Source organism: Brevundimonas aveniformis DSM 17977, from assembly GCF_000428765.1.
Classification (GTDB): Bacteria; Pseudomonadota; Alphaproteobacteria; order Caulobacterales; family Caulobacteraceae; genus Brevundimonas; species Brevundimonas aveniformis.
Genome location: NZ_AUAO01000003.1, coordinates 191860 through 212100 on the forward strand (window position 1 = coordinate 191860; position 20241 = coordinate 212100).

At 62.4% G+C, this 20241-nt stretch carries 20 protein-coding genes; 9 read left to right on the plus strand and 11 right to left on the minus strand.

The window, feature by feature from the left end; all coding sequences use genetic code 11:
* Positions 1–29: 29 nt before the first annotated feature.
* From glnA to clpX, 3 genes are all read right to left on the minus strand, one after another.
* The gene (glnA, locus tag G391_RS0109425; RefSeq protein ID WP_029087297.1) at positions 30–1436 is read right to left on the minus strand and encodes a type I glutamate--ammonia ligase; all 1407 of its coding nucleotides are present in this window, start codon (positions 1434–1436) and stop codon (positions 30–32) included.
* Between the two features lie 65 nt (positions 1437–1501).
* Positions 1502–1840, minus strand: a complete 339-nt coding sequence (locus G391_RS0109430; RefSeq protein ID WP_029087298.1) for a P-II family nitrogen regulator — start codon at positions 1838–1840, stop codon at positions 1502–1504.
* Between the two features lie 212 nt (positions 1841–2052).
* Positions 2053–3318, minus strand: coding sequence for an ATP-dependent Clp protease ATP-binding subunit ClpX (gene clpX / locus G391_RS0109435; protein WP_029087299.1), 1266 nt, complete (start codon positions 3316–3318; stop codon positions 2053–2055).
* 180 nt (positions 3319–3498) lie between these two features.
* Between clpX and G391_RS0109440 the strand changes: the two genes are divergently transcribed.
* Complete coding sequence (locus tag G391_RS0109440; RefSeq protein ID WP_029087300.1) at positions 3499–4122, plus strand: HAD-IB family hydrolase; 624 nt, start codon at positions 3499–3501, stop codon at positions 4120–4122.
* 12 nt (positions 4123–4134) lie between these two features.
* Here G391_RS0109440 and G391_RS0109445 read toward each other — a convergent pair whose 3' ends face one another.
* The 3 genes from G391_RS0109445 to G391_RS0109455 are packed head-to-tail and all read right to left on the minus strand — an operon-like array spanning position 4135 to position 6053.
* The gene (locus tag G391_RS0109445) at positions 4135–4626 is read right to left on the minus strand and encodes a hypothetical protein (protein WP_029087301.1); all 492 of its coding nucleotides are present in this window, start codon (positions 4624–4626) and stop codon (positions 4135–4137) included.
* Positions 4623–5075, minus strand: a complete 453-nt coding sequence (locus G391_RS0109450) for an NfeD family protein (RefSeq protein WP_029087302.1) — start codon at positions 5073–5075, stop codon at positions 4623–4625. Before G391_RS0109450 ends, G391_RS0109445 begins: the two co-directional genes overlap by 4 nt.
* A gap of 3 nt (positions 5076–5078) precedes the next feature.
* Positions 5079–6053, minus strand: coding sequence for an SPFH domain-containing protein (locus G391_RS0109455; protein WP_029087303.1), 975 nt, complete (start codon positions 6051–6053; stop codon positions 5079–5081).
* 135 nt (positions 6054–6188) lie between these two features.
* Here G391_RS0109455 and G391_RS0109460 point away from each other — a divergent pair, with 135 nt between their 5' ends.
* From G391_RS0109460 to G391_RS0109470, 3 genes are all read left to right on the plus strand, one after another.
* Complete coding sequence (locus G391_RS0109460; protein ID WP_245572074.1) at positions 6189–6863, plus strand: TVP38/TMEM64 family protein; 675 nt, start codon at positions 6189–6191, stop codon at positions 6861–6863.
* Between the two features lie 52 nt (positions 6864–6915).
* Positions 6916–8139, plus strand: a complete 1224-nt coding sequence (gene nhaA, locus G391_RS14460; RefSeq protein WP_051257276.1) for a Na+/H+ antiporter NhaA — start codon at positions 6916–6918, stop codon at positions 8137–8139.
* A 225-nt stretch (positions 8140–8364) separates the two neighbouring features.
* Positions 8365–10962 (plus strand): TonB-dependent receptor, encoded by a 2598-nt coding sequence (locus G391_RS0109470; protein WP_029087305.1) that lies wholly within the window; start codon positions 8365–8367, stop codon positions 10960–10962.
* Between the two features lie 180 nt (positions 10963–11142).
* Here the strand turns inward: G391_RS0109470 and G391_RS0109475 are convergent, their stop codons facing one another.
* The gene (locus G391_RS0109475) at positions 11143–12939 is read right to left on the minus strand and encodes a long-chain-acyl-CoA synthetase (RefSeq protein WP_029087306.1); all 1797 of its coding nucleotides are present in this window, start codon (positions 12937–12939) and stop codon (positions 11143–11145) included.
* Between the two features lie 282 nt (positions 12940–13221).
* Between G391_RS0109475 and G391_RS0109480 the strand changes: the two genes are divergently transcribed.
* Both G391_RS0109480 and G391_RS0109485 read left to right on the plus strand, forming a co-directional pair.
* Complete coding sequence (locus tag G391_RS0109480) at positions 13222–13689, plus strand: hypothetical protein (RefSeq protein WP_029087307.1); 468 nt, start codon at positions 13222–13224, stop codon at positions 13687–13689.
* 98 nt (positions 13690–13787) lie between these two features.
* Positions 13788–14318, plus strand: coding sequence for a GNAT family N-acetyltransferase (locus tag G391_RS0109485; RefSeq protein ID WP_029087308.1), 531 nt, complete (start codon positions 13788–13790; stop codon positions 14316–14318).
* Here the strand turns inward: G391_RS0109485 and G391_RS14465 are convergent, their stop codons facing one another.
* Genes G391_RS14465 through G391_RS0109500 form a run of 3 tightly spaced genes read right to left on the minus strand, consistent with a single transcriptional unit; the run spans position 14319 to position 16258 of the window.
* Complete coding sequence (locus G391_RS14465; protein ID WP_035304223.1) at positions 14319–14663, minus strand: DUF6481 family protein; 345 nt, start codon at positions 14661–14663, stop codon at positions 14319–14321.
* A gap of 59 nt (positions 14664–14722) precedes the next feature.
* Positions 14723–14977, minus strand: coding sequence for a DUF3297 family protein (locus G391_RS0109495; RefSeq protein ID WP_029087309.1), 255 nt, complete (start codon positions 14975–14977; stop codon positions 14723–14725).
* A 15-nt stretch (positions 14978–14992) separates the two neighbouring features.
* A complete protein-coding gene (locus G391_RS0109500) occupies positions 14993–16258 on the minus strand; it encodes a dicarboxylate/amino acid:cation symporter (protein WP_029087310.1) in 1266 nt (421 codons plus the stop codon).
* A 130-nt stretch (positions 16259–16388) separates the two neighbouring features.
* Here G391_RS0109500 and G391_RS0109505 point away from each other — a divergent pair, with 130 nt between their 5' ends.
* The 3 genes from G391_RS0109505 to G391_RS0109515 are packed head-to-tail and all read left to right on the plus strand — an operon-like array spanning position 16389 to position 19406.
* Positions 16389–17648, plus strand: a complete 1260-nt coding sequence (locus G391_RS0109505; RefSeq protein ID WP_029087311.1) for a DUF819 family protein — start codon at positions 16389–16391, stop codon at positions 17646–17648.
* A gap of 52 nt (positions 17649–17700) precedes the next feature.
* Complete coding sequence (locus G391_RS0109510) at positions 17701–18642, plus strand: ABC transporter ATP-binding protein (protein ID WP_029087312.1); 942 nt, start codon at positions 17701–17703, stop codon at positions 18640–18642.
* Positions 18639–19406, plus strand: a complete 768-nt coding sequence (locus tag G391_RS0109515) for an ABC transporter permease (protein ID WP_029087313.1) — start codon at positions 18639–18641, stop codon at positions 19404–19406. The genes G391_RS0109510 and G391_RS0109515 overlap by 4 nt, the downstream gene beginning before the upstream one ends.
* On the opposite strand, the gene G391_RS0109520 is transcribed toward G391_RS0109515, so the two are convergent.
* On the minus strand, positions 19403–20239 hold the full coding sequence (locus tag G391_RS0109520) for a c-type cytochrome (RefSeq protein WP_029087314.1): 837 nt from the start codon (positions 20237–20239) through the stop codon (positions 19403–19405). The two genes, G391_RS0109515 and G391_RS0109520, sit on opposite strands and share 4 nt — an antisense overlap.
* Between the last annotated feature and the right edge of the window lie 2 nt (positions 20240–20241).

Consider the following 20241-nt stretch of genomic DNA (forward strand, 5'->3'; position numbering starts at 1 on the left):
GCTTCCCTTGGTAGTTCAGGATTTCCTGATCAGTACTTGTAATACATGTCGAATTCGACCGGATGAGGATGGAGCTGAAGTCGCGCCACCTCTTCCATCTTGAGGTCGATATAGGCGTCGATGAAGTCGTCATCCATGACACCGCCCTTCTTGAGGAAGGCCCGGTCCTTGTCGAGCGATTCCAGGGCCTCGTGCAGCGAGCCACAGACCTCCGGCACGTTTTTTCGCTCCTGCGGCGGCAGGTCATAGAGGTTCTTGTCCATCGCCGGGCCGGGGTCGATGCGGTTTTCGATACCGTCCAGGCCGGCCATGAGCAGGGCCACAAAGGTCAGATACGGGTTGCCCATGGGGTCAGGGAAGCGGGCTTCGATGCGCTTGGCCTTGGGCGAATTGACCCAGGGAATCCGGATCGAGGCCGACCGGTTGCGGGCCGAATAGGCCAACTTCACCGGAGCTTCGTAGCCCGGCACCAGGCGCTTGTAGGAGTTGGTCGTCGGGTTGGCGAAGGCGTTGATCGCCTTGGCATGCTTGATGATGCCGCCGATGTACCAGAGGCACATATCCGACAGGCCTGCGTATTTGTCGCCGGCGAACTGAGGCTTACCGGCTTTCCAGATCGACTGGTGGACGTGCATCCCCGAGCCGTTGTCGCCGAACATCGGCTTGGGCATGAAGGTGGCCGACTTTCCGTAGGCGGCGGCGACATTGTGGATGACGTACTTATAAAGCTGCATCCGGTCGGCCATGGTCAGCAGATCGGCGAACTTGAGGCCGAGTTCATGCTGGGCAGGTGCAACCTCGTGGTGGTGCTTTTCCGGTTCGAGGCCCAGCTCTCCCATCACCGCCAGCATTTCGCCGCGTAGATCCTGGCCGCTGTCGACCGGATTGACCGGGAAGTAGCCGCCCTTGGGGCCGGGGCGATGGCCCAGGTTGCCTTCGGGGTAGACCTTGGATGTGTTCGATGGCAGCTCGATGGAATCGAAGCTGTAGCCCGTATTCTCGGCCGCTGTTGACCAGCGCACGTCGTCGAAGACGAAGAACTCGGCTTCCGGGCCGAAATAGACCGTGTCGCCGACGCCCGCCGACTGGATGTAGGCGAGAGCCTTCTTGGCCATCGAGCGCGGATCGCGGTTGTAGGGTTCGCCGGTATCCGGGTTCAGCACATCGCAGAACAGGAAGAGCGTGGCCTGCTGATAGAAGGGATCGACATAGGCGGTCGTCAGGTCCGGCTTGAGGAGCATGTCGCTCTCATTGATCGCCTTCCATCCGGCGATGGACGACCCGTCGAACATGGTGCCTTCCTCCAGGAAGTCCTCGTCGACCATGCCGATGTCGAAGGTGACGTGCTGGAGTTGGCCCTTGGGATCGGTGAAGCGAAGATCAACGTAGCGGATCTCCTCGTCCTTGATCTGTTTGAGAATGCTGGCTGCGTTCATGTCGGGGAGGTCCGTCAGCTGGGGAGGAGAACGAAAAAGGCCGCCGAAGCGACCCTGGTGGAAACTCAGATGGCTTGCGACCCGGATTCGCCGGTCCGAATCCGGATGACGTCGATGACATCGGTGATGAAGATCTTGCCGTCACCGATCTTGCCCGTACGGGCGGCTGCGATGATGGCGTCGGTAACCGGCGTGACCATGTCGTCGGCCACGATGACCTCAATCTTCAGCTTGGGCAGGAAATCGATAACGTACTCGGCTCCGCGGTAGAGTTCGGAATGGCCTTTCTGACGGCCATATCCCTTGGCCTCAAGCACAGTCATGCCCTGGACGCCTATGTCCTGAAGGGCTTCCTTCACCTCGTCGAGCTTGAAGGGTTTGATGACGGCTTCGATCTTTTTCATGGCGATTCCGGGGGGCGGGCCCGGGAAGTGAAAGGACATTGCATTGCAGCATAACGCAAGTGCGAAATCGTCCGGCTACGGTCGATAGCAACGGTCGGTCGTAGATTGTGACCTCAAGGGCGCGACGATGCAGGTCCCTCGGATGCCGACAGGCACGAAAAAGGCCGGGCGCGTGCGGCACCCGGCCTTGATCGGTCAGGTCGGCGGCGCGATCAGGCGGCGCCGTCAGCCTTACGTTTCTCAGCGTAGATCAATAGCGGCTGTGCATGGCCCTCAATGACCTCTGCGTTGACCACCACCTCTTCGACACCTTCGAAGGTGGGCAGTTCGAACATCGTCTCCAGCAGAATGCCCTCAAGGATCGAGCGCAGACCGCGCGCGCCGGTTTTGCGGCTGATGGCCTTCTTGGCGACGGCGTTGAGCGCATCGTCCGTGAAGGTGAGGGTGACGTTCTCCATCTCGAACAGACGCCCGTACTGCTTGACCAGAGCGTTCTTTGGCTCGGTCAGAATCTTGACCAGAGCAGCCTCGTCCAGGTCTTCGAGCGTCGCCAGAACGGGCAGGCGACCGATGAATTCCGGGATCAGGCCGAAGCGCATCAGGTCGTCGGGCTCGACGCCGCGCAGGATGTCGCCTGTGCGGCGTTCATCCATTTCCTTGACCTTGGCACCGAAGCCGATCGAGGCGGCTTCACCGCGGGCGGCGATCACCCTCTCAAGGCCGGCGAACGCGCCGCCGACGATGAACAGGATGTTGGTTGTGTCGACCTGCAGGAACTCTTGCTGCGGATGCTTGCGACCGCCTTGCGGCGGCACCGAGGCGACGGTGCCCTCCATGATCTTGAGCAGGGCCTGCTGAACGCCTTCGCCAGACACGTCGCGGGTGATCGACGGGTTGTCCGACTTGCGGCTGATCTTGTCGATTTCGTCGATGTAGACGATGCCGCGTTGGGCACGGTCGACATTGTAGTCGGCCGCCTGGAGCAGCTTGAGCACAATGTTCTCGACGTCTTCACCCACATAGCCGGCTTCGGTCAGGGTGGTGGCGTCGGCCATGGTGAACGGCACATCGATGATGCGCGCCAGCGTCTGGGCCAGCAGTGTCTTGCCGCAGCCCGTCGGGCCGATCAGCATGATGTTCGATTTCGCCAGTTCGACGTCGTTGTTCTTGGCCGCGTGGTTCAGGCGCTTGTAGTGGTTATGGACCGCGACGGAGAGGACTTTCTTGGCGTGATCCTGGCCGATGACATAGTCATCCAGAACCTTGCGGATCTCCTTGGGCGAGGGAACGCCGTCCTTGCCAGTCTTGACGAAGCCGGCCTTGTGCTCCTCGCGGATGATGTCCATGCACAGTTCGACGCATTCATCACAGATGAACACGGTCGGGCCCGCGATCAGCTTGCGGACCTCATGCTGGCTTTTTCCGCAGAAGGAACAGTAGAGCGTGCTCTTGGATTCACCGCCGGCGGCCTTGGTCATCTTCTCGTCCTACTTACACCGGGGATTGTCACAAACCGGAACACCCCACGTCTTTCCGGCTCGGTATCGCAGGATACTGGCCGGAAAGTTCTCAAAACAATGACAATGCCTGACCCAATCGTCCACCCCCAGCGTGCCGGGCCTTGTCCATTCGGGATTCATTGTCAGGATAAAGCCTAAATGGAGATTGAACAGGCGGATCGCCAGTCTCGTCCCGTGGTCGCTTTCGATTTCGACGGGACCCTCACGATTCGCGATAGTTATACGGAATTTCTACGCTGGAACGCCGGCTCCGGAGCCTATCTGGCCGGGCTGATGAGGCTTGCGCCCGAGCTTATGGCCTATCCCGTGCGGCGAGATCGGGGGCGCCTCAAGGCGGCGGCGACACGCTTGTTCCTGGCGGAGACACCGGTAGAGGTGCTTGAGGCTGCGGCCGCGCAGTTCTGTGACCGGGTCTGGGATGAATTCATGCGCCCGGACGCCCTGGATTGCTGGCGTGCGTGGGAAAACAAGGGCGTGCAGCGGGTGATCGTTACCGCGTCTCCACGCCTGACCGTTCAGCCCTTTGCCCGTCGATTGGGGGCGGACGGATTGATCGGAACCGAGCTGGAAGTCCGGCAAGGCGTGCTGACGGGTGATTTTGCGTCCCCCAACTGTCGCGGGGCTGAAAAGGTAAGGCGGCTCCAGGCAGTCTTTGGCCCGGAGCTCAAATTGGTTGCCGCCTATGGCGACACCTCGGGCGATACCGAGATGCTGGCCATGGCCGAACATTCAGGGTGGCGTGAATTCGTCAAAAAGCCCTAGCGGGCGCTCGGGCTAGAGATCCGCTTCAACCCCGACCGCCACCAGACGATTGCCGGAATAGCGCGCGAAGGCCTGGCCGAACACGCCCTGGCCGCATCCGAATCGGGACCGGACATGAAGCTGGTTGTCGGCGTCGAGGACGCCGGTGGCCCGAAACTCGGTTTGCTGGCTCAGCAGACCCGCAGCACCGGCTCGGTCCTGGTCGTCGTCGAATCCCCAGGGCAAGTCGCCCTGGCCGACGAAAACGAATTTCGAGATCACGGCCCCATCGAGAACCGTATAGGTGACGCCGGACAGATCGCGCAGGACGCAGACGCCGATAGAGATCCCTCTGGCGCACTGCTCAACTACCGTCAGGCCGGACGGGATGGCGTCAAGCCGTGCGCCCATCCGCACGTCGCCAAAATTGTCCAGGCGGAGCAGGGTGGGGCAGGTCTGTGCGGTCGCCGTCTGGGCGATCAGGCCAGCCCCCAGAGAGACGACCGGCAGCAGCCATAGCCTCACGGCTTCACCCGGAGCCGCGAACCGTCCACGGCCTCCACGGTCACGCTGCCGCCGACCGGCGGGGCATCGCCTTCAATGTCGGCAAGCCACTCCGAGCCGGACACGGTCACGCGGCCCCGCCCGTCAACGAAGGGATGCGTGACTTCGGCGCGCGCTCCAATCAGGCTGCGGGCTCGATCATTGATGTCAGGCCCATCGGGGTTGACCCGCCGAATGAGGCGTCTCGACGCCAGCGTGGTTGCCAGGGTCAAGACGGCGAAGATCACGACCTCGATGGGGAGCCCCATGTTGGGGGCCAGCAGCGTGACAATCGCGACGATCCCTGCCGAGACGGCCGGCCACAGAAGCCATTCGGTGCCGGACGCCGCCTCGATCGCTAAGATCAGACAGCCGACCACCAGCCAGAGCCAGAAGGGCTGGGACTGATAAAGGGCGAGAACGGCGTCCATGGCTTACTCCGAGCGAGGAACCGAGCTGCGACGACCAGCCGGCGGCGTCGGCGGCGTCGAGCGGTTGGTCTGCTGATCGCGGGCGAGGCCGACCAACTCTCCGATCCCCGCTATCGAGCCGACCAGGGCTCCCATTTCGGCGGGGACGATGACCGTCTTCTGTTGCGGGCTGGACGCGAGTTCGGCGAAGGCGTCGACGTATTTCTGGGCCACGAAGTAGTTGATGGCATTGACGTCACCGCGCGCGATGGCCTCCGACACCATGGCGGTAGCCTTGGCCTCGGCCTCGGCCTCACGTTCGCGCGCCTCTGCGTCGCGGAAGGCGGCCTCGCGGCGGCCTTCAGCCTCAAGAATGGCAGCCTGCTTGGCCCCTTCAGCGCGGGCGATGGCGGCTTGCTTCTCGCCGTCCGCCTCGGTGATGACGGCGCGGCGCTCACGCTCGGCCTTCATCTGACGGGCCATGGCGTTGGTGATGTCGGTCGGCGGGGTCAGATCCTTGATCTCGATCCGGTTGGCCTTGACCCCCCACGGCTCGGTCGCCGCGTCGATGACGGTCAGCAGGCGACTGTTGATCGAATCCCGCTGGCTGAGAACCTCGTCGAGCTCCATGGAGCCCACCACCGTCCGCAGATTGGTCATACAGAGCTGGGAGATGGCATACTGGAGATTGTCAACGCGATACGCCGCGCGGGCAGCCTCCATGACCTGGATGAAGACAATGCCATCGACCTTGACCATGGCGTTGTCCTTGGTGATCACCTCCTGCGTGGGAACATCAAGAACCTGTTCCATCATGTTCATTCGACGACCAATTCTCTCAACAAAAGGCGTCAAGAGATGAATCCCGGGCGTCAGAGTTCGCGTGTATTTTCCGAATCGCTCAACGGTGAACTCGCGCCCCTGGGGCACGATCTTGATGACGCTGAAGGCAACCAACAGCGCCAGGACGACGATTACGGCAGCGACCCAAAAAAACATGGCTTCTCCTTGCTTCGAGTAAGGCTAGCCTAGGCAAGGCCTTTGCGCCACAGAAACCGGATGTCGGGCGGGTGAGGGAACGGGTGATGACGAGGGCCGGGCGTGGTCGGTGAGCGGGTCAGGCGCTTTGCCCCGTTGTTGCTTGTCCTGATGCTGGCGGCGGCGGTCTTTGCGTCGGGCGGGTACCGCTATCTGTCTTTCGAGGCCGTCCGGGAGGCCGGCGACACACTCCAGGCTTTCGTCGACCGCCATTGGTGGCTCAGCCTGTTCATCTTGATGGCCGCTTTCGCCCTGTTGACCGCGAGCGTCACACCAGGCGTGTTCTTCGTGACGATCCTGGGCGGTTTTCTGTTCGGCCCCTGGGTCGGGGGCGTGGCGACGGCCCTGGCGGCAACGGCGGGAGCCCTGGTGGTTTACTGGGTAGGGAGCTCCATCGCCCAGGACCGGCTCAGGCGAAAGGCCGAAAGCGGGGAGGGGCTGCTAGGTCAAATTTGCGCCCGTATCGATCAGGATACATTCCTGTATGTGCTGGCGGCCCGCCTGGTTGTCAGTGTGCCCTTTCATCTCATCAACATCGCCGCGGGCCTGATGCGGGTCAGGCTTCGCCCGTACCTGAGCGCCACCTTCCTGGGGATACTGCCGGCGCACCTCATCTATTGCTGGATTGGTTCGCGCCTCGACGAGATCGGTGGGGCCGATGATGTCCGGGCGATCATGGCTCAATTTGCCTTGCCGTTGGCCGGGGTCGCTTTCCTGTCGCTGGGGTTACCCCTGTTGTTTCGCCTCTGGCGCGGGCGCGGCGCGACTTAGAAATAGTCAGCGCGGTTTTGCCTTTGCGGGTCCCAGCGGCTAACCACGACGCATGACGATCACGAGCAAATCACCCCGCCGCTGGACTCTCGACTTTCTCAAGACGGAGGCGGCCTCGGGGGCGATCCTCGGGCTGGCGGCCCTGGCCGCGCTCGTGGTGGCAAACTCGCCTTGGGCGGACACCTATTTCCATGTGCTCAAGGGCGAGCAGACGTTGCAGCTTGGCCCCATCCACCTCGAGATGTCCGTCTCCGAGTGGATCAAGGAAGGGCTGATGGCTCTGTTCTTCCTCGTAGTCGGCCTGGAGATCAAATATGAGATTCTGCGCGGCGAGCTGAGCGACCCCAGGAAGCTGGTGACGCCCGTAATGGCGGCCCTGGGCGGCATGATTGCGCCGGGTATCGTCTATCTGATCGTGGCGGGATGGCTGAGTGGTCCTCATCAGGGCTGGCCGATCCCGCTGGCCACAGATATCGCCTTCGCCTTGGCGGTGTTTGCCATGGTCGGCAAAGGGCTTCCGTCCTCCCTTCGCGTGTTTCTGCTGACATTGGCGATCGTCGACGATCTCGGGGCCATTGCCCTGATCGCCATCCTGTTTTCGGATGGGGTGTCGTGGATGCCGATTGCGCTGGCCGTGGCTTTGCTGGTGGTGGGTGCTGCCTGGTCCAAGCAGCGCGCGATTCCGGCCCCGTTCTGGATCCTGGGTTTCGGCCTGGTCTGGTGGCTGTCCGTCGTGGGCGGGCTTTCAACGTCGCTCATTGCGGTGGCGTTTGCGGTGATTGTGCCGATCAGCCCGCGCGGTCCCGAATGTCAGAGCCCGCTTCGCGAGGCGATGCACGACCTTCACCCCTATGTCGCCTACTGCGTCCTGCCGATCTTTGCCTTCGCCAAGGCGGGGGTTTCGTTTGCGGGCGTCACGACCGAACAAATGCTGGCTCCGCTGGTGATAGGCATTGCCGCGGGGCTGTTCATCGGCAAGCAGCTGGGCGTTTTCGGCTTTGCCTGGCTGGCGACGCGGATGGGTTGGGGGGCGCGCCCGAGCGATGCGACCTGGTCCCAGCTGTATGGCGTTGCCCTGTTGTGTGGCGTCGGCTTCACCATGAGTCTCTTCATTGGGGCACTGGCGTTTCCGGGGGCGATCGATTCGCCCGAGCAGATCGAAGTGAAACTGGGCGTTCTCGGCGGATCGCTACTGTCCGCTGTCGTCGGGGCGGTCGTTCTGGCCATCGCGAGGCGCGGCGCACTGGATGACGTCGACGCGGAAGACCAAAAATAAGGCCGCGAAGACTGTTCGAATATTGACGCAGCGTCATTTTGTCTGTCGTTTTTTCGTCACACGCTGCGTATTCGCACGCCGCAAAGCCTTGGCAGGCCTTGTGGTTGAGCCCTGTTTGATCTACCCAATTTTGGACAGAATCCGCGAACCACAGCGGATCGTTCGTCAGGTTGGAAACGCGGTGCGCGCCGGCAGGGCCGGGGCGACCGGAAATCGGGGTTGAATATGCGCCTTAATCAAGTTCTGCGTCTTACGGCTTCGGCCGCGGTTATCCTGGGTGTGGCGGCGGGTGCCGCTCAGGCTCAGGACGCCGGTGACGAACCGACCCGCGTCGATGACATCATCGTCACGGCCCAGAAGCGCGAGCAAAGCCTGCAGGACGTGCCGATCGTGGTCACGACCCTGTCGGAAGAACTCCTCGAGGACGCCGGCGTTCGGGACATCAAGGATCTGCAGATCCTGACCCCCGGTCTGAGCGTGACCTCGACGACCAACGAATCGATCACGACCGCGCGTATCCGCGGGGTCGGCACCGTGGGTGACAACCCCGGCCTGGAGAGCTCGGTCGGCGTTGTGATCGACGGCATCTACCGTCCGCGCAACGGCGTCGGCTTCGGGGATCTGGGCGAGCTCCAGCGGATCGAAGTTCTGAAGGGGCCGCAGGGCACCCTGTTCGGTCGCAATACCTCGGCGGGCGTCATCAACATCCTGACGGAGCGTCCGTCGTTCACGCCCGGCTTTGAGGCTGAACTGACCGGTGGCAACTTCGGGGCCTGGGGCGTTGCCGGGTCGGTTACCGGTGGCCTGAGCGACACGGTCGCGGGGCGTCTGTATGTCGCCGCGCGTCAACGCGACGGCTTCTATGACGTCAACACCGGCGTTGGCCCGCGGACCACCATGGACGACCAAAATCAGGACTTCTGGACGGTTCGTGGCCAACTGCTGTTCTTGCCGTCTGACACGGTGTCGATCCGTGCCATCGCGGACTACAGCCGTCGTGAGGAATACTGCTGTACGGCGGTTCAGATTCGCTCTGGCCCGACCGCCCAGATGGTCAATGCCCTCTCGGGCGGCAATGGCGTTCGCCCGGCCGTTCGCGGCGGGACCTGGGGCGCGTCGGCCGTGACAGACGGTCTCGGTGGGTTCCAGTATCTGCCCTTCTCGCGCACCGGATTTACCAACCGCGAAACCGGCCAGGAAATCGAGGACATGGGTGTCTCGGTTGAAGCCAACATCGACCTGGAAGCCTTTGGGGGTTCGACCCTGACATCGATCACGGGCTTCCGGTCGTGGTCTGCCGAAAACGGCATGGACATCGACTTCAGCGGTATGGACCTTCTGTACCGTGTCCAGGATGGCGACTACGGTTTCGGACTGGATACGTTCAGCCAGGAGTTCCGTCTGGCCGGGTCTACGGATCGGGTGGACTGGCTCGTCGGCGGTTACTTCTCGTCGGAAGATCTTTCTCGCGGCGACAGCTATTATCTGGGATCGGCCTATAACAACTATCTGTCGCTGCTGCTGACGACGACGGCCCCGGGGGGGCCCTACACGGGTCGTATCCCGTGCTTCACCAACCCGGCTGGCTTTGTGGCTGCCTGTACCGTCCTGGGTGGCGGAGCTGGCCCGAGCTTCAGCACAGGGCAGGGCGTTCGTGACCATTATTCGGTCGATAGCCAGTCGATCGCCCTGTTCACGCACAACAGCTTCCATCTGACCGATGCCCTGACCCTGACGGTCGGTCTGCGCTGGACCCAGGAAGAGAAAGACCTCACTGCTCTGCAGGACAATCTCGGACTGAATGGCCAGGCCTGTGGTGGTGCCTTGGCTAACCAGAGCAACGTCGTTGTCGCCAATCGGACGCCGGCTGCGGCTCTGGGAGCGATCTGTCTGCCGTGGACCAACCCGCTGTTCGATAACCGTGCGATCAGCGAATCGTTCAGCGAAGACGCGCTTTCGGGCACGATCAACCTGTCGTATGACGTCAATGACGACCTGATGATCTACGGCAGCTATTCGCGTGGCTACAAGGGCGCGGGCTACAACCTGGACCGCGTGCAGACGGGGGTGACCCCCGATGCCTCGCTCCTGTTCCCGGCTGAAACGGTCGACAGCTACGAGGTCGGTCTGAAGTCGACGCTGTTTGACGGCTCCATGCTGTTCAACGCGACGGCCTTCCACCAGACCTTCTCGGACTTCCAGCTGAACACCTTCCTCGGCACGGCCTTCGTGGTTGAGTCGGTGCCGGAAGTGACGTCGGTGGGTGTCGACCTGGACATGATCTGGTTCACGCCGATCGATGGCCTGAGCTTCCAGGGCGGTGTGACCTACGCTCAGACCGAGTACTCGAACTTCACCGCCGCCGACCTGTCCAACCCCGGCCGGTTCGGTCCGCTGTCGCTCCTGCCGGGCAACACCATGTCGTTCGCCCCCGAGTGGTCGACGACGGGTTCGGTGTCCTACGAGCGTGAGATCAGCGGTGGCTTGATGGCGGGCTTCAACCTGTCGGCCAAGTACACGTCTGAATACAACACCAAGTCGGACCTGCTGCCGGCCGGTGTTCAGCAAGCGATGACGCTGCTCAATGGTCGCCTCAGCCTGGGGTCTGCCGATGAGCGTTGGACGGTCGAACTCTGGGGCCAGAACCTGACCGACGAGGAGTACTATCAGGTGGTGTTCAACGCACCGCTGCAAGGTACAGCCTTCCAGCAAACCCTCCAGCCGACGGGCACCTTCTACAACCCGGCTCTGGACACCCAGACCTACAATGCCTTCCTGGGCCAGCCGCGGACGTGGGGTGTCACCCTGCGCGTGCGCTACTAGGAAGACCGAACAAGGGGCGCGCCCGCCGGATATTTACGGCGGGCGGCTTCTGGGGCGAGAAACCGGTCGGGCGGATGCCTGGCCGGTTTTTTCGTTTTCAGATGCTGGGGAAGGACCCGCCGACCGGCTCGACGGCAGCAATGCTGTCGTACCGAAGGGCCGATAGGTGCGCGGACGAAACTAGAGCTTGACGTTGCCCGCCAAGATGTCCCGGTACCGCTCAGGCTTCATACGGACGTAGGTGCCCTTGTCCCGAACATAGATGGTGTCGCTGGTCCGATCAGGGTCGAAGCCGTCAGCCACCAGATCAACCTTGCGGTATTTGAAGGTTCCGGTCGTATCCATGACCTTGCGCAGACGCAGGAAGATAGGCCGCGCATAGGATGGCAGCTCTTCATCAACGTAGGCGGCAAAGGCCTTGGCGTTGAAGCGTCCTTCGGCCACCAGACAGGCCATGCCGGCCTTGCCCTCAGCTCCTGGGACAGGGACGCCGTAAACGATAGCTTCGGCGACATTGGGGGCCTCGGCCAGGCGAAGCTCGACCTCTGTGGTCGAGACGTTCTCACCCTTCCAGCGGAAGGTATCTCCGATCCGGTCGACGAAATAGAAATAGCCCTCTGAATCCCGGCGCATCAGATCGCCGGTTCGGAACCAGCGATCGCCGCGCGTGAAGACATCTTCGACGATCTTCTTCTGCGACGCGGCCTTGTCAGCATAGCCGACGAACTCGTGGCGCGCCTCGGTGCCGATCATACCGACGGCTTCGCCAATCTCGCCGTTGGCCGTTTCCTGAAGCAGGCCGTTCGCGCCCCGGATGGGCTCTTCCGTTTCCGGGTCGAACCGGACCAGCCGCAGGTTCATGCGTCCGCGCAGGAAGCGCGGGATCCGGCCAATCGCGCCGGCCTTGCCGTCGAAATTGAACACCGACGCATTGCCTTCGGTTGAGCCGTAGAACTCCAGGATCCTCGGGATGCGGAACCGTGTCTGGAATTCTTCCCAGACGTCGCCACGCAGCCCATTTCCGAAAGCGAGCTGCAGCTTGTGAGCGCGCTCATCCGGCTGCTCCGGCTGATTGACCAGATAGCGGCATAGCTCACCGATATAGACGAACCGCGTGGCCTCGGTAGCCACGACATCCGGCCAAAAATGAGAAGCTGAGAACTTCTTGCGGACAATCAGAGCCGCGCCATTCAGCAAGGCGGCACCGACGGCACACAGACCTCCGGTCGAGTGGTAGAGCGGCAGGACGCAATAGACCCGGTCGTGAGGCTTCGTCTCGGTCACGGCCGCGAAGGCCCGCATATACAGACGTGCCCGACTGTTCGAAATAACCGCCGCCTTGGGCAAGCCGGTCGTTCCAGAGGTGTAGATATAGAGCGCAGTCGAGCGGTTGGTCAGACCCTCGCGAGTGCTCCGGTCTGGGCGAACAGCCGAAGCGCCCTTGATGGCGGCATCAAGCCCGCGCCGCGCGCTGGCCTCGTCCTCTTCCTCCAGGCCCAGTACCCAGACCATGAGGGAGTGATCCAGGCTGCGCCCGGCGTCCTCCACGGCCCGCCAGGTGTCCATGTCGGCAATGACATGGTGGGCCTTGGAAATGCGGATGCAGTGCGCCAGGGGCGCGCCGGTCAACTGGTTGTTGATCAAGGCCGCTGCGACGCCAACCTTGGAGAAGCCCAGCCAGGCGGCCAGGAACTCGATGCGGTTGGGCAGGACGAGCGCGACGGTGTCACCGCGACGGAGGTTTCTTCCCTTGGCCCAGTGTCCAAACCGGTTGGCGAGCATGTCGAGCTCGCGATAGGTGACGCTGCGGCTTTCATCGGTGACGGCGATGCGGTCGGACCACTGATCTACGGCGGCTTCAAAATCATCACAGACCAGATCGACGGAATCCGCCTTGATGGGCTTTATCCGCTGGCTGAGGCGGTTGGCCGCCTGAGCAAATCGAATGTCGCGGTTCAGCCGCCCGAAGAAGTCCATCGATTGTCACCTGAGCTCGTGAGATCCTTGATGGCGAACGGATCGGACGGGGTCAACCGGACGCAAGGGCTTTGCCGGGGTCGCCGAGTCAAAAATCGGTGGTTGGCGTCAGAAAATGTCAGCGGCGAGAACCGAAAGATTAGAGCAAGTTGCGCTGGCGGTTCCCACGGAACCTTGAAATATATCCTGAAACCGGTGCGCGGGTCTGCGCTTTCGGGGGCGGTTCGAATTGGTCGAACCCGGGGAGTGCCTCTCTGGGATTGAGGGGTTGGAGGACTAGACATGAAGGCTGTTATTGCCACCGTCGCCGCCGTCGCGGCTCTTGCTGCCGCTGGTTCGGCTGCTGCCCAGGATTGGCGTCTGCCCGCCAACTACGGGGCTGTGACCCTGTACGCGGGGTTCACCCCCGATCCATTCACAGTAAACGTGACGTCGGGTGGTCCCATCGACGCGTCCGCGTCCGTGAGCTCGAGCTGCCGGGGGTGGATCTCGAACGCACCGGACTTTGAGCTGACCTATTCAGCGGGCTCGCTGCCGCTGGCAATCTCGGTCAACTCGGCTTCGGATACGACGCTTGTAATCAACGGGCCCGATGGCCTTTGGTACTGTGACGACGACGGCGGTGACGGCCTGAACCCGTCGCTGCGCTGGGATTCGCCGCCGTCCGGCACCTATGACATCTGGGTGGGATCCTATCAGCGCGCCAACTACAGCGCGACGCTTTCGATCTCTGAGCTCTATTCCTACTAGGATCTGGCTCTTTTCGGATCACGGACGCCCCGGCCTGTTGGCCGGGGCGTTCTGCTGTTTACGCTCGCCCGACGGATGGCGGGGGTTCATAAAGGGGCATGCTCAGGATAGCCCCCCAGATTGAAACGGATAGACTGCGTCTGAACGGACATCAGCCCGGTGATTTTGAAGCGGTTGCTGCGATGTGGTCGGACCCCGACGTGGTCCGCTTTATCGGCGGGCGACCGTCTACGCGAGAGGAAAGCTGGGCCCGGCTCCTGCGTTATGCGGGAAGCTGGGCCATGCTGGGCCAAGGCTTCTGGACCTTTCGCGACAAGGCAAGCGGAGCCTACCTGGGGGAAGGTGGCCTGCTCAAAGGGCAAAGGTCGCTCGGGACAGAGTTCGATGAAACATCCGAGGTGGGCTGGGCTCTGACGCCGTCGGCCCAGGGACATGGCTATGCGTCAGAGGCCGTTGGCGCGATTCTCGACTGGGCCGACGCTCAAGGGATCGACCGGACGGTGTGCCTGATCGAGCCGAGCAACGGGGCCTCGATCCGGCTGGCTGAAAGGCTCGGTTTTCAGCAATACGACAGCACCGTCTATCACGGGGCCCAGGTCAATCTGTATGAGCGATCAGTGACGCGCTGATCAGGCGCGCTTGAGCTGGCGACGGAGACGCGCCTCTTCCTTGGCCGCGGCCTTGCGGTCCTTGCGTTCGGCACGCTTGGCTTCAAGGGCGGCCTGGGCTTCGGCCAGGACCGACGCGGCGCGCTGGGTCTGCTGGGTGCGGCGTTCTTCTTCCTGCCGGGCCTTTTCCTCAGCGCGCGTTTTGCGCATGGCATCGCGTTCCTGAGCTTTGATCTGGTCGCGCGTCAACGCGCCCTCAGGTGCCGCCACGCTGGCTTTGGGCTTGAACTTGGCGAGGAGGGCCTTTTTGGCCTCGGCCTGGGTCGAGAGGCGATCGGCAAAGCCGGGAGAGATTTTAGACTGCATGAATCCTTTGGGGGAGGCCGCTGTGGGCGACCCTCTAAAACCCTAACCGGGCCGAAAAATCAAGACTCGGCGGGCTCGCCTGACTGGAAGAAGGGTTCAACGACGCCTTTTAGCTTGATCGTCATCGGGTTGCCCTGGCGATCCAGGGCCTTGCCCGCGACCAGGCGAACCCAGCCCTCGGAGACACAGTATTCGTCGACGTTGGTCTTTTCCTGGCCGTTGAACAGGATGCCGACGCCACGCATCAGCACATCCTCGTCATAGAAGGGGCTGTTCGGGTTGGACGACAGGCGGTCGGGGGGCGTCTCGGACATGGCGTTGCGATAGCCTCAGCCGCGGTCGGACGCAACGACCTGTTCGCTGCGGTTGAGGATTGTCGTCACGGCCAGATCCGCAGAGACATTGCCGACCGTTCGGAAGATGTCGGGAATAACCTCGACCGCTAGGAGCAGGGGCAACAGTTCCACCGGTGCCCCCATCGCCAGGCAGATCGGTGCGATGGAAATGAAGAAGCTCGACTGACCGGGCAGGCCGACCGAAGAGATGGAGACGGCGAAAGCCACGATCCCACCGGCGATCATCTGACCGATGGAGGGCTCGACCCCCGACACATGACAGATGAAGAAGACCACACCGAGATTGGCCACAGGGCTGGTCATGCGAAATAGCGCGACGGCCAGCGGCAGAACCAGGCCCGCCACCCGCTCGGGCACATCGAGATGATCGACGGCCCGTTCCACCATGACAGGCAGCGTGCCGAGCGATGACTGGGTCGAGAACGCAACCACCTGCGCCGGTGCAATGGCCCGTGCAAACCTGGCTAGCGGCACCTTTCCGAAAACAGAGGCGAGGGGGTAGGCGAACAGAGCGACCAGAATGCAACCTGACGAAATCAGCAGGACATAGTGGACGATGGCCCCGGTCGAGCCGAACCCACTGCGAAGCCCCAGCGTCAGGGCCAGGGCGAAGACCCCGATGGGAGCCACGAACAACACCCAGTTGACGATAACGATCATGGCGTCAGCAATGGCGTCGAAGACGCCGACCAATAGGGCGCGTTGGTGTTCTGGCAACCGTGTCACAGCGAAGGCGAAGAACAGCGCAAAGATGACCAGCGGCAAGATGGCGTTCTCGGCGGCCGCCGTGACGGGGTTGGTCGGGGCCAGGGATTGCAGCCAGGAGCCAAAATCAATGGCCTGTGGGGGCGGCGGCGCTTCGGTACCTGCCGCGCCGACATAAAGTGAAGCAGCGCTGGCCGGATCGACCGGCCATACGGAATTGACAAGTGGGTAGAGCATCAGGCTGGCGGCGATCACCACCACCAGCAGGCCGGCGAACCACATGATGGCCCGTGAGGTCAGACGTCCGGCAGACGCTGCGTCAGACACCGCCGCAACCCCCACCACAAGCAGCGACAGCACCAGCGGGATAACGGTCATCTGCAGCGCCCCCAACCAGATACCGCCGACGGCCTCGGCAATCGAGATCAGGCCGCCCGTCGAGCCTAGGTTCATCCCCTGGAGGACCGCTCCCGTCGCGAGCCCGACGATGAGCGCCAACAGCACACGACCGCTGACCGAGGTGAGAAATGTCATGGGGAACCTGTCTGAATCGGGAACGTGAGGATCGGGAGGCTACCGGCGTTTGGCAATCCCAAAAGCCATAGTGCCTTGCCACAGGGGGGTCTGGCGGGCTGAATGGGCACTGATTCCGACGGAGCCGAGAATGACTGACCCCGCCGAAACCGCTGCCCTGATCACGAATGACGCCGTTGTCCTGGGCCTGCTCGCCATAATCCTTGGGGGGGTGTTCTGGGCTTCGAGCCTTCAGAACAGGGCGGTTCAGCGGTTCTTCTCGATCATTCCGGCGCTGCTGCTGTGCTATTTTTTGCCGTCGCTTCTGACTACCTTCGGGATCGTCGATCCCGAACAGTCCAAGCTCTATTTCGTGGCGTCGCGGTATCTGCTGCCCGCGGCTCTGGTCTTGCTTACCGTGTCGGCGGATCTTCCAGCTACCCTGCGCCTCGGGCCAAAGGCCTTGATCATGTTCTTTACCGGCACGCTGGGTGTGATGATCGGGGGGCCGGTCGCGATCTGGCTAACGAGCGTGTTTGCCCCCGAACTCCTCGGCACTGGCCCGGAGGCGATCTGGCGCGGCATGGCGACCGTCGCCGGAAGCTGGATCGGTGGATCGGCTAACCAGGCGGCTCTGTACGAGATATTCGGTGCCGGCCCGGACGTCTTCTCGATCTGGATTGCAGTCGATGTGATCGTGGCCAACATCTGGATGGCCGTTGTGCTGTGGATCGCGGCCAATCAGACGCGGGTAGATCGCTGGTTGAAGGCAGATTCCAGCGCCGTGGTGGCCGTGCGCGAAAAGGCGGAAGCCTATGAGTTGGCCAACGCCCGCATCCCGACTCTGAAGGACCTGATCATCATTCTGGCCGTCGGGTTCGGCGCCGTCGGCATCTCGCATTTTGCCGCCGACTATCTCTCCGCCTGGTTCGGTGAAACCTATCCAAGTCTGGACCAGCTATCCTTGAACTCCAGCTTCTTCTGGCTGGTGCTGGTGGCAACGATCATCGGGGTCGTGCTGTCCTTTACACCGGCGCGCAAACTGCAAGGGGCAGGGGCGGCCAAGGTCGGCTCGGTCTTCGTCTATATCCTGGTGGCTTGCGTCGGTTTGAACATGAACATCGGGGCGATCCTCGAGAGCCCAGTCTATTTCCTGATCGGGGGCGTCTGGATGCTGGTTCACGTCATCCTGATGTTCACGGTGGCGCGTTTGATCCGGGCCCCCAGCTTCTTCCTGGGGGTCGGCTCGATGGCCAATATCGGCGGCGCGGCCAGCGGCCCCGTCGCGGCGGCGGCCTTCCACCCCTCGCTGGCCCCGGTTGGGGTGTTGCTCGCGGTTCTCGGTTACATCGTGGGCACGGCAGCGGGGTGGGCGACAGGCCTGATGATGGCCCAGATCGGTGGCGGATAACCGTATTTTGCCAAGGGTTGAGTTGCGCCGCACCTCAGCCTAACTGGCCTCCATGGACCCCATTCTCTCGATCCGCGGCCTGTCGAAGACCTATGCGACAGGCCTACAGGCGCTGCATCCTGTCGATCTCGACATCAACAAGGGCGAGATATTCGCCCTTCTGGGCCCGAACGGGGCCGGCAAGACGACCCTTATCTCGATCATCTGTGGGATCGTGACGCCATCGGATGGCGAGGTTCTGGCGGATGGATATGACATCCAGCTCGACTATCGGGAGACGCGCTCGCGCATCGGTTTGGTGCCGCAGGAACTGACGACGGACTCGTTCGAAAGTGTCTGGTCGACGGTCTGTCTGTCCAGGGGGCTTTTCGGCAAGGCCCCGGATCCGGCGGTCATCGAACGCGTGCTGAAATCGTTGTCGCTCTGGGACAAGCGCAACGACAAGATTATGACCCTGTCGGGTGGCATGAAACGTCGCGTCCTGATCGCCAAGGCCCTGTCGCACGAGCCGACGATCCTGTTTCTAGACGAGCCCACGGCCGGCGTTGATGTCGAGCTGCGCCGCGACATGTGGGCGCTGGTGCGCGGCCTCAGAGATGAGGGCGTCACCGTCATCCTGACCACCCACTACATCGAAGAAGCCGAGGAGATGGCCGACCGGGTTGGGGTGATTTCCAGGGGGCGGCTGATCCTGGTCGAAGAGACGCAGGCCTTGATGAAGAAGCTGGGCAAGAAAACCCTGACGCTGGCGTTGCAAGAGCCGCTCACTGCCTTGCCGGAGGGCCTGTCTGATTGGTTCCTAACGCTGAAAGCAGATGGCAACGAGCTGGAGTATGTATTTGATAGCAATGCAGAAAGAACGGGCGTTCCGTCGCTGCTGCGGCGCCTGTCGGATCTGGGAATCGGCTTCAAGGACCTGAATACCGCCCAGAGTTCGCTGGAGGAGATCTTCGTGGGACTTGTCCACGCAACCGCTGAGGAGGCCGGCCAATGACCTTCAATCGGCATGGCGTCTGGGCGCTCTATAAGTTCGAGATGAACCGGGCGCGGCGGACCCTCTGGCAGAGTCTGGTCACGCCGGTGGTGACGACATCGCTGTACTTCGTGGTCTTCGGATCGGCCATCGGTAGCCGGATGAACCAGATTGAGGGCGTAGACTACGCCGCCTTCATTGTGCCGGGTCTGATCATGCTGAGCCTGTTCACCCAGAGCCTCTTCAACGCCAGCTTCGCGATCTATTTTCCCAAATTCGCCGGCACCATCTACGAGATCTTGTCGGCCCCCATGTCGCCGTTTGAGATCGTGACCGCCTATGTTGGAGCGGCGGCGAGTAAGTCGGTCATCCTGGGGATGGTGATCCTGGGGACGGCCTCTCTGTTTGTGCCTCTGCGCATTGAGCATCCGGTGCTGATGCTCGCCTTCCTGTTCCTGACCGCGCTTAGCTTCTCACTTTTTGGGTTCCTCCTGGGCATCTGGGCCAAAGGCTTCGAGGAACTGAACGCGGTTCCGATGCTGATCGTGACGCCGCTGACCTTCCTGGGCGGTGCCTTCTATTCGATCCATATGCTGCCGGAGTTCTGGCGAACGGTGAGCCTGTTCAACCCGATCGTCTATTTGATCTCGGGCTTCCGCTGGACCTTCTACGGCCAGGGAGATGTGCCGGTCGCGATCAGTCTGGCGGCTATCGGCGGATTTTTGGCTGTGTGTCTGGCGGTCGTGACCTGGGTCTTCAGGACGGGCTACCGACTGAAGAACTAAGGGATCGCCTCGGCGCGGGCGACCAGATAGGCGTGGAGCGAAGCGATCTCCGCGTCCGTCATGTGCGAGAACCGTCCGCGCGAGACCACCGCCATCAGGCCCAGATCCCGGTCGTCCAGAGCCTGCCCGGTCCGCATGAGGCGCGTGAACCCCGCAAGGTCGTAGGTCGCGGCCCGGCTGAGGTCCGGCGTGAAGCCTTCGCGCCCGCTCAGATTCGAGCCATGACACTCGCTACACACCGTCACCGCCAGATGCCGGCCATCAGCCTGTGCGGGGCCTAGATCGAGTGCAGGGTTGGCCCGAGCCTCTGCGACATAGGCCGGTGAGAGCCGTAACTGACCCGTCAACAGCTGCCAGCGTCCCCGAAGGGTCAGCACCGGCACCGGCGTCGGCGGCCCGGCTGGCTGGTGAATCCGCAGGAAGGCCAGGAGGTCGGACATTTCGGCGTCCGTCACCTCGACCCAACTCTCCGACGGCATCGCCCAGAGCGGCCGGTCGTCATGGCGAACGCCGCCCCGGATCGCTCGGGCGAGTTCAGCGTCGTCATAGAAAGCCATGGCTCGGGTGAGATTGGCCGCTTGCACGGTCGCCAGACCCGGCTCTTCCCAAACGAAGTCACCTTGCAAATCAACACCATGACAGCCGGAGCAGCCGTAGATGTACGACAGCCGTTCGCCTCTGGCGATCGCCTCAGGACTGGTGGCGGCCGAGATCTCGGGGGCCGGTCGATAGTCCAATCGCGCCAGTTGCATCGAGGTGGCGGTCCAAAAGAAGAGGGCCGCCATGCCGCAAACAAAGACGACACCGATGACGGCCCGTCCTAGCCAGATCATCG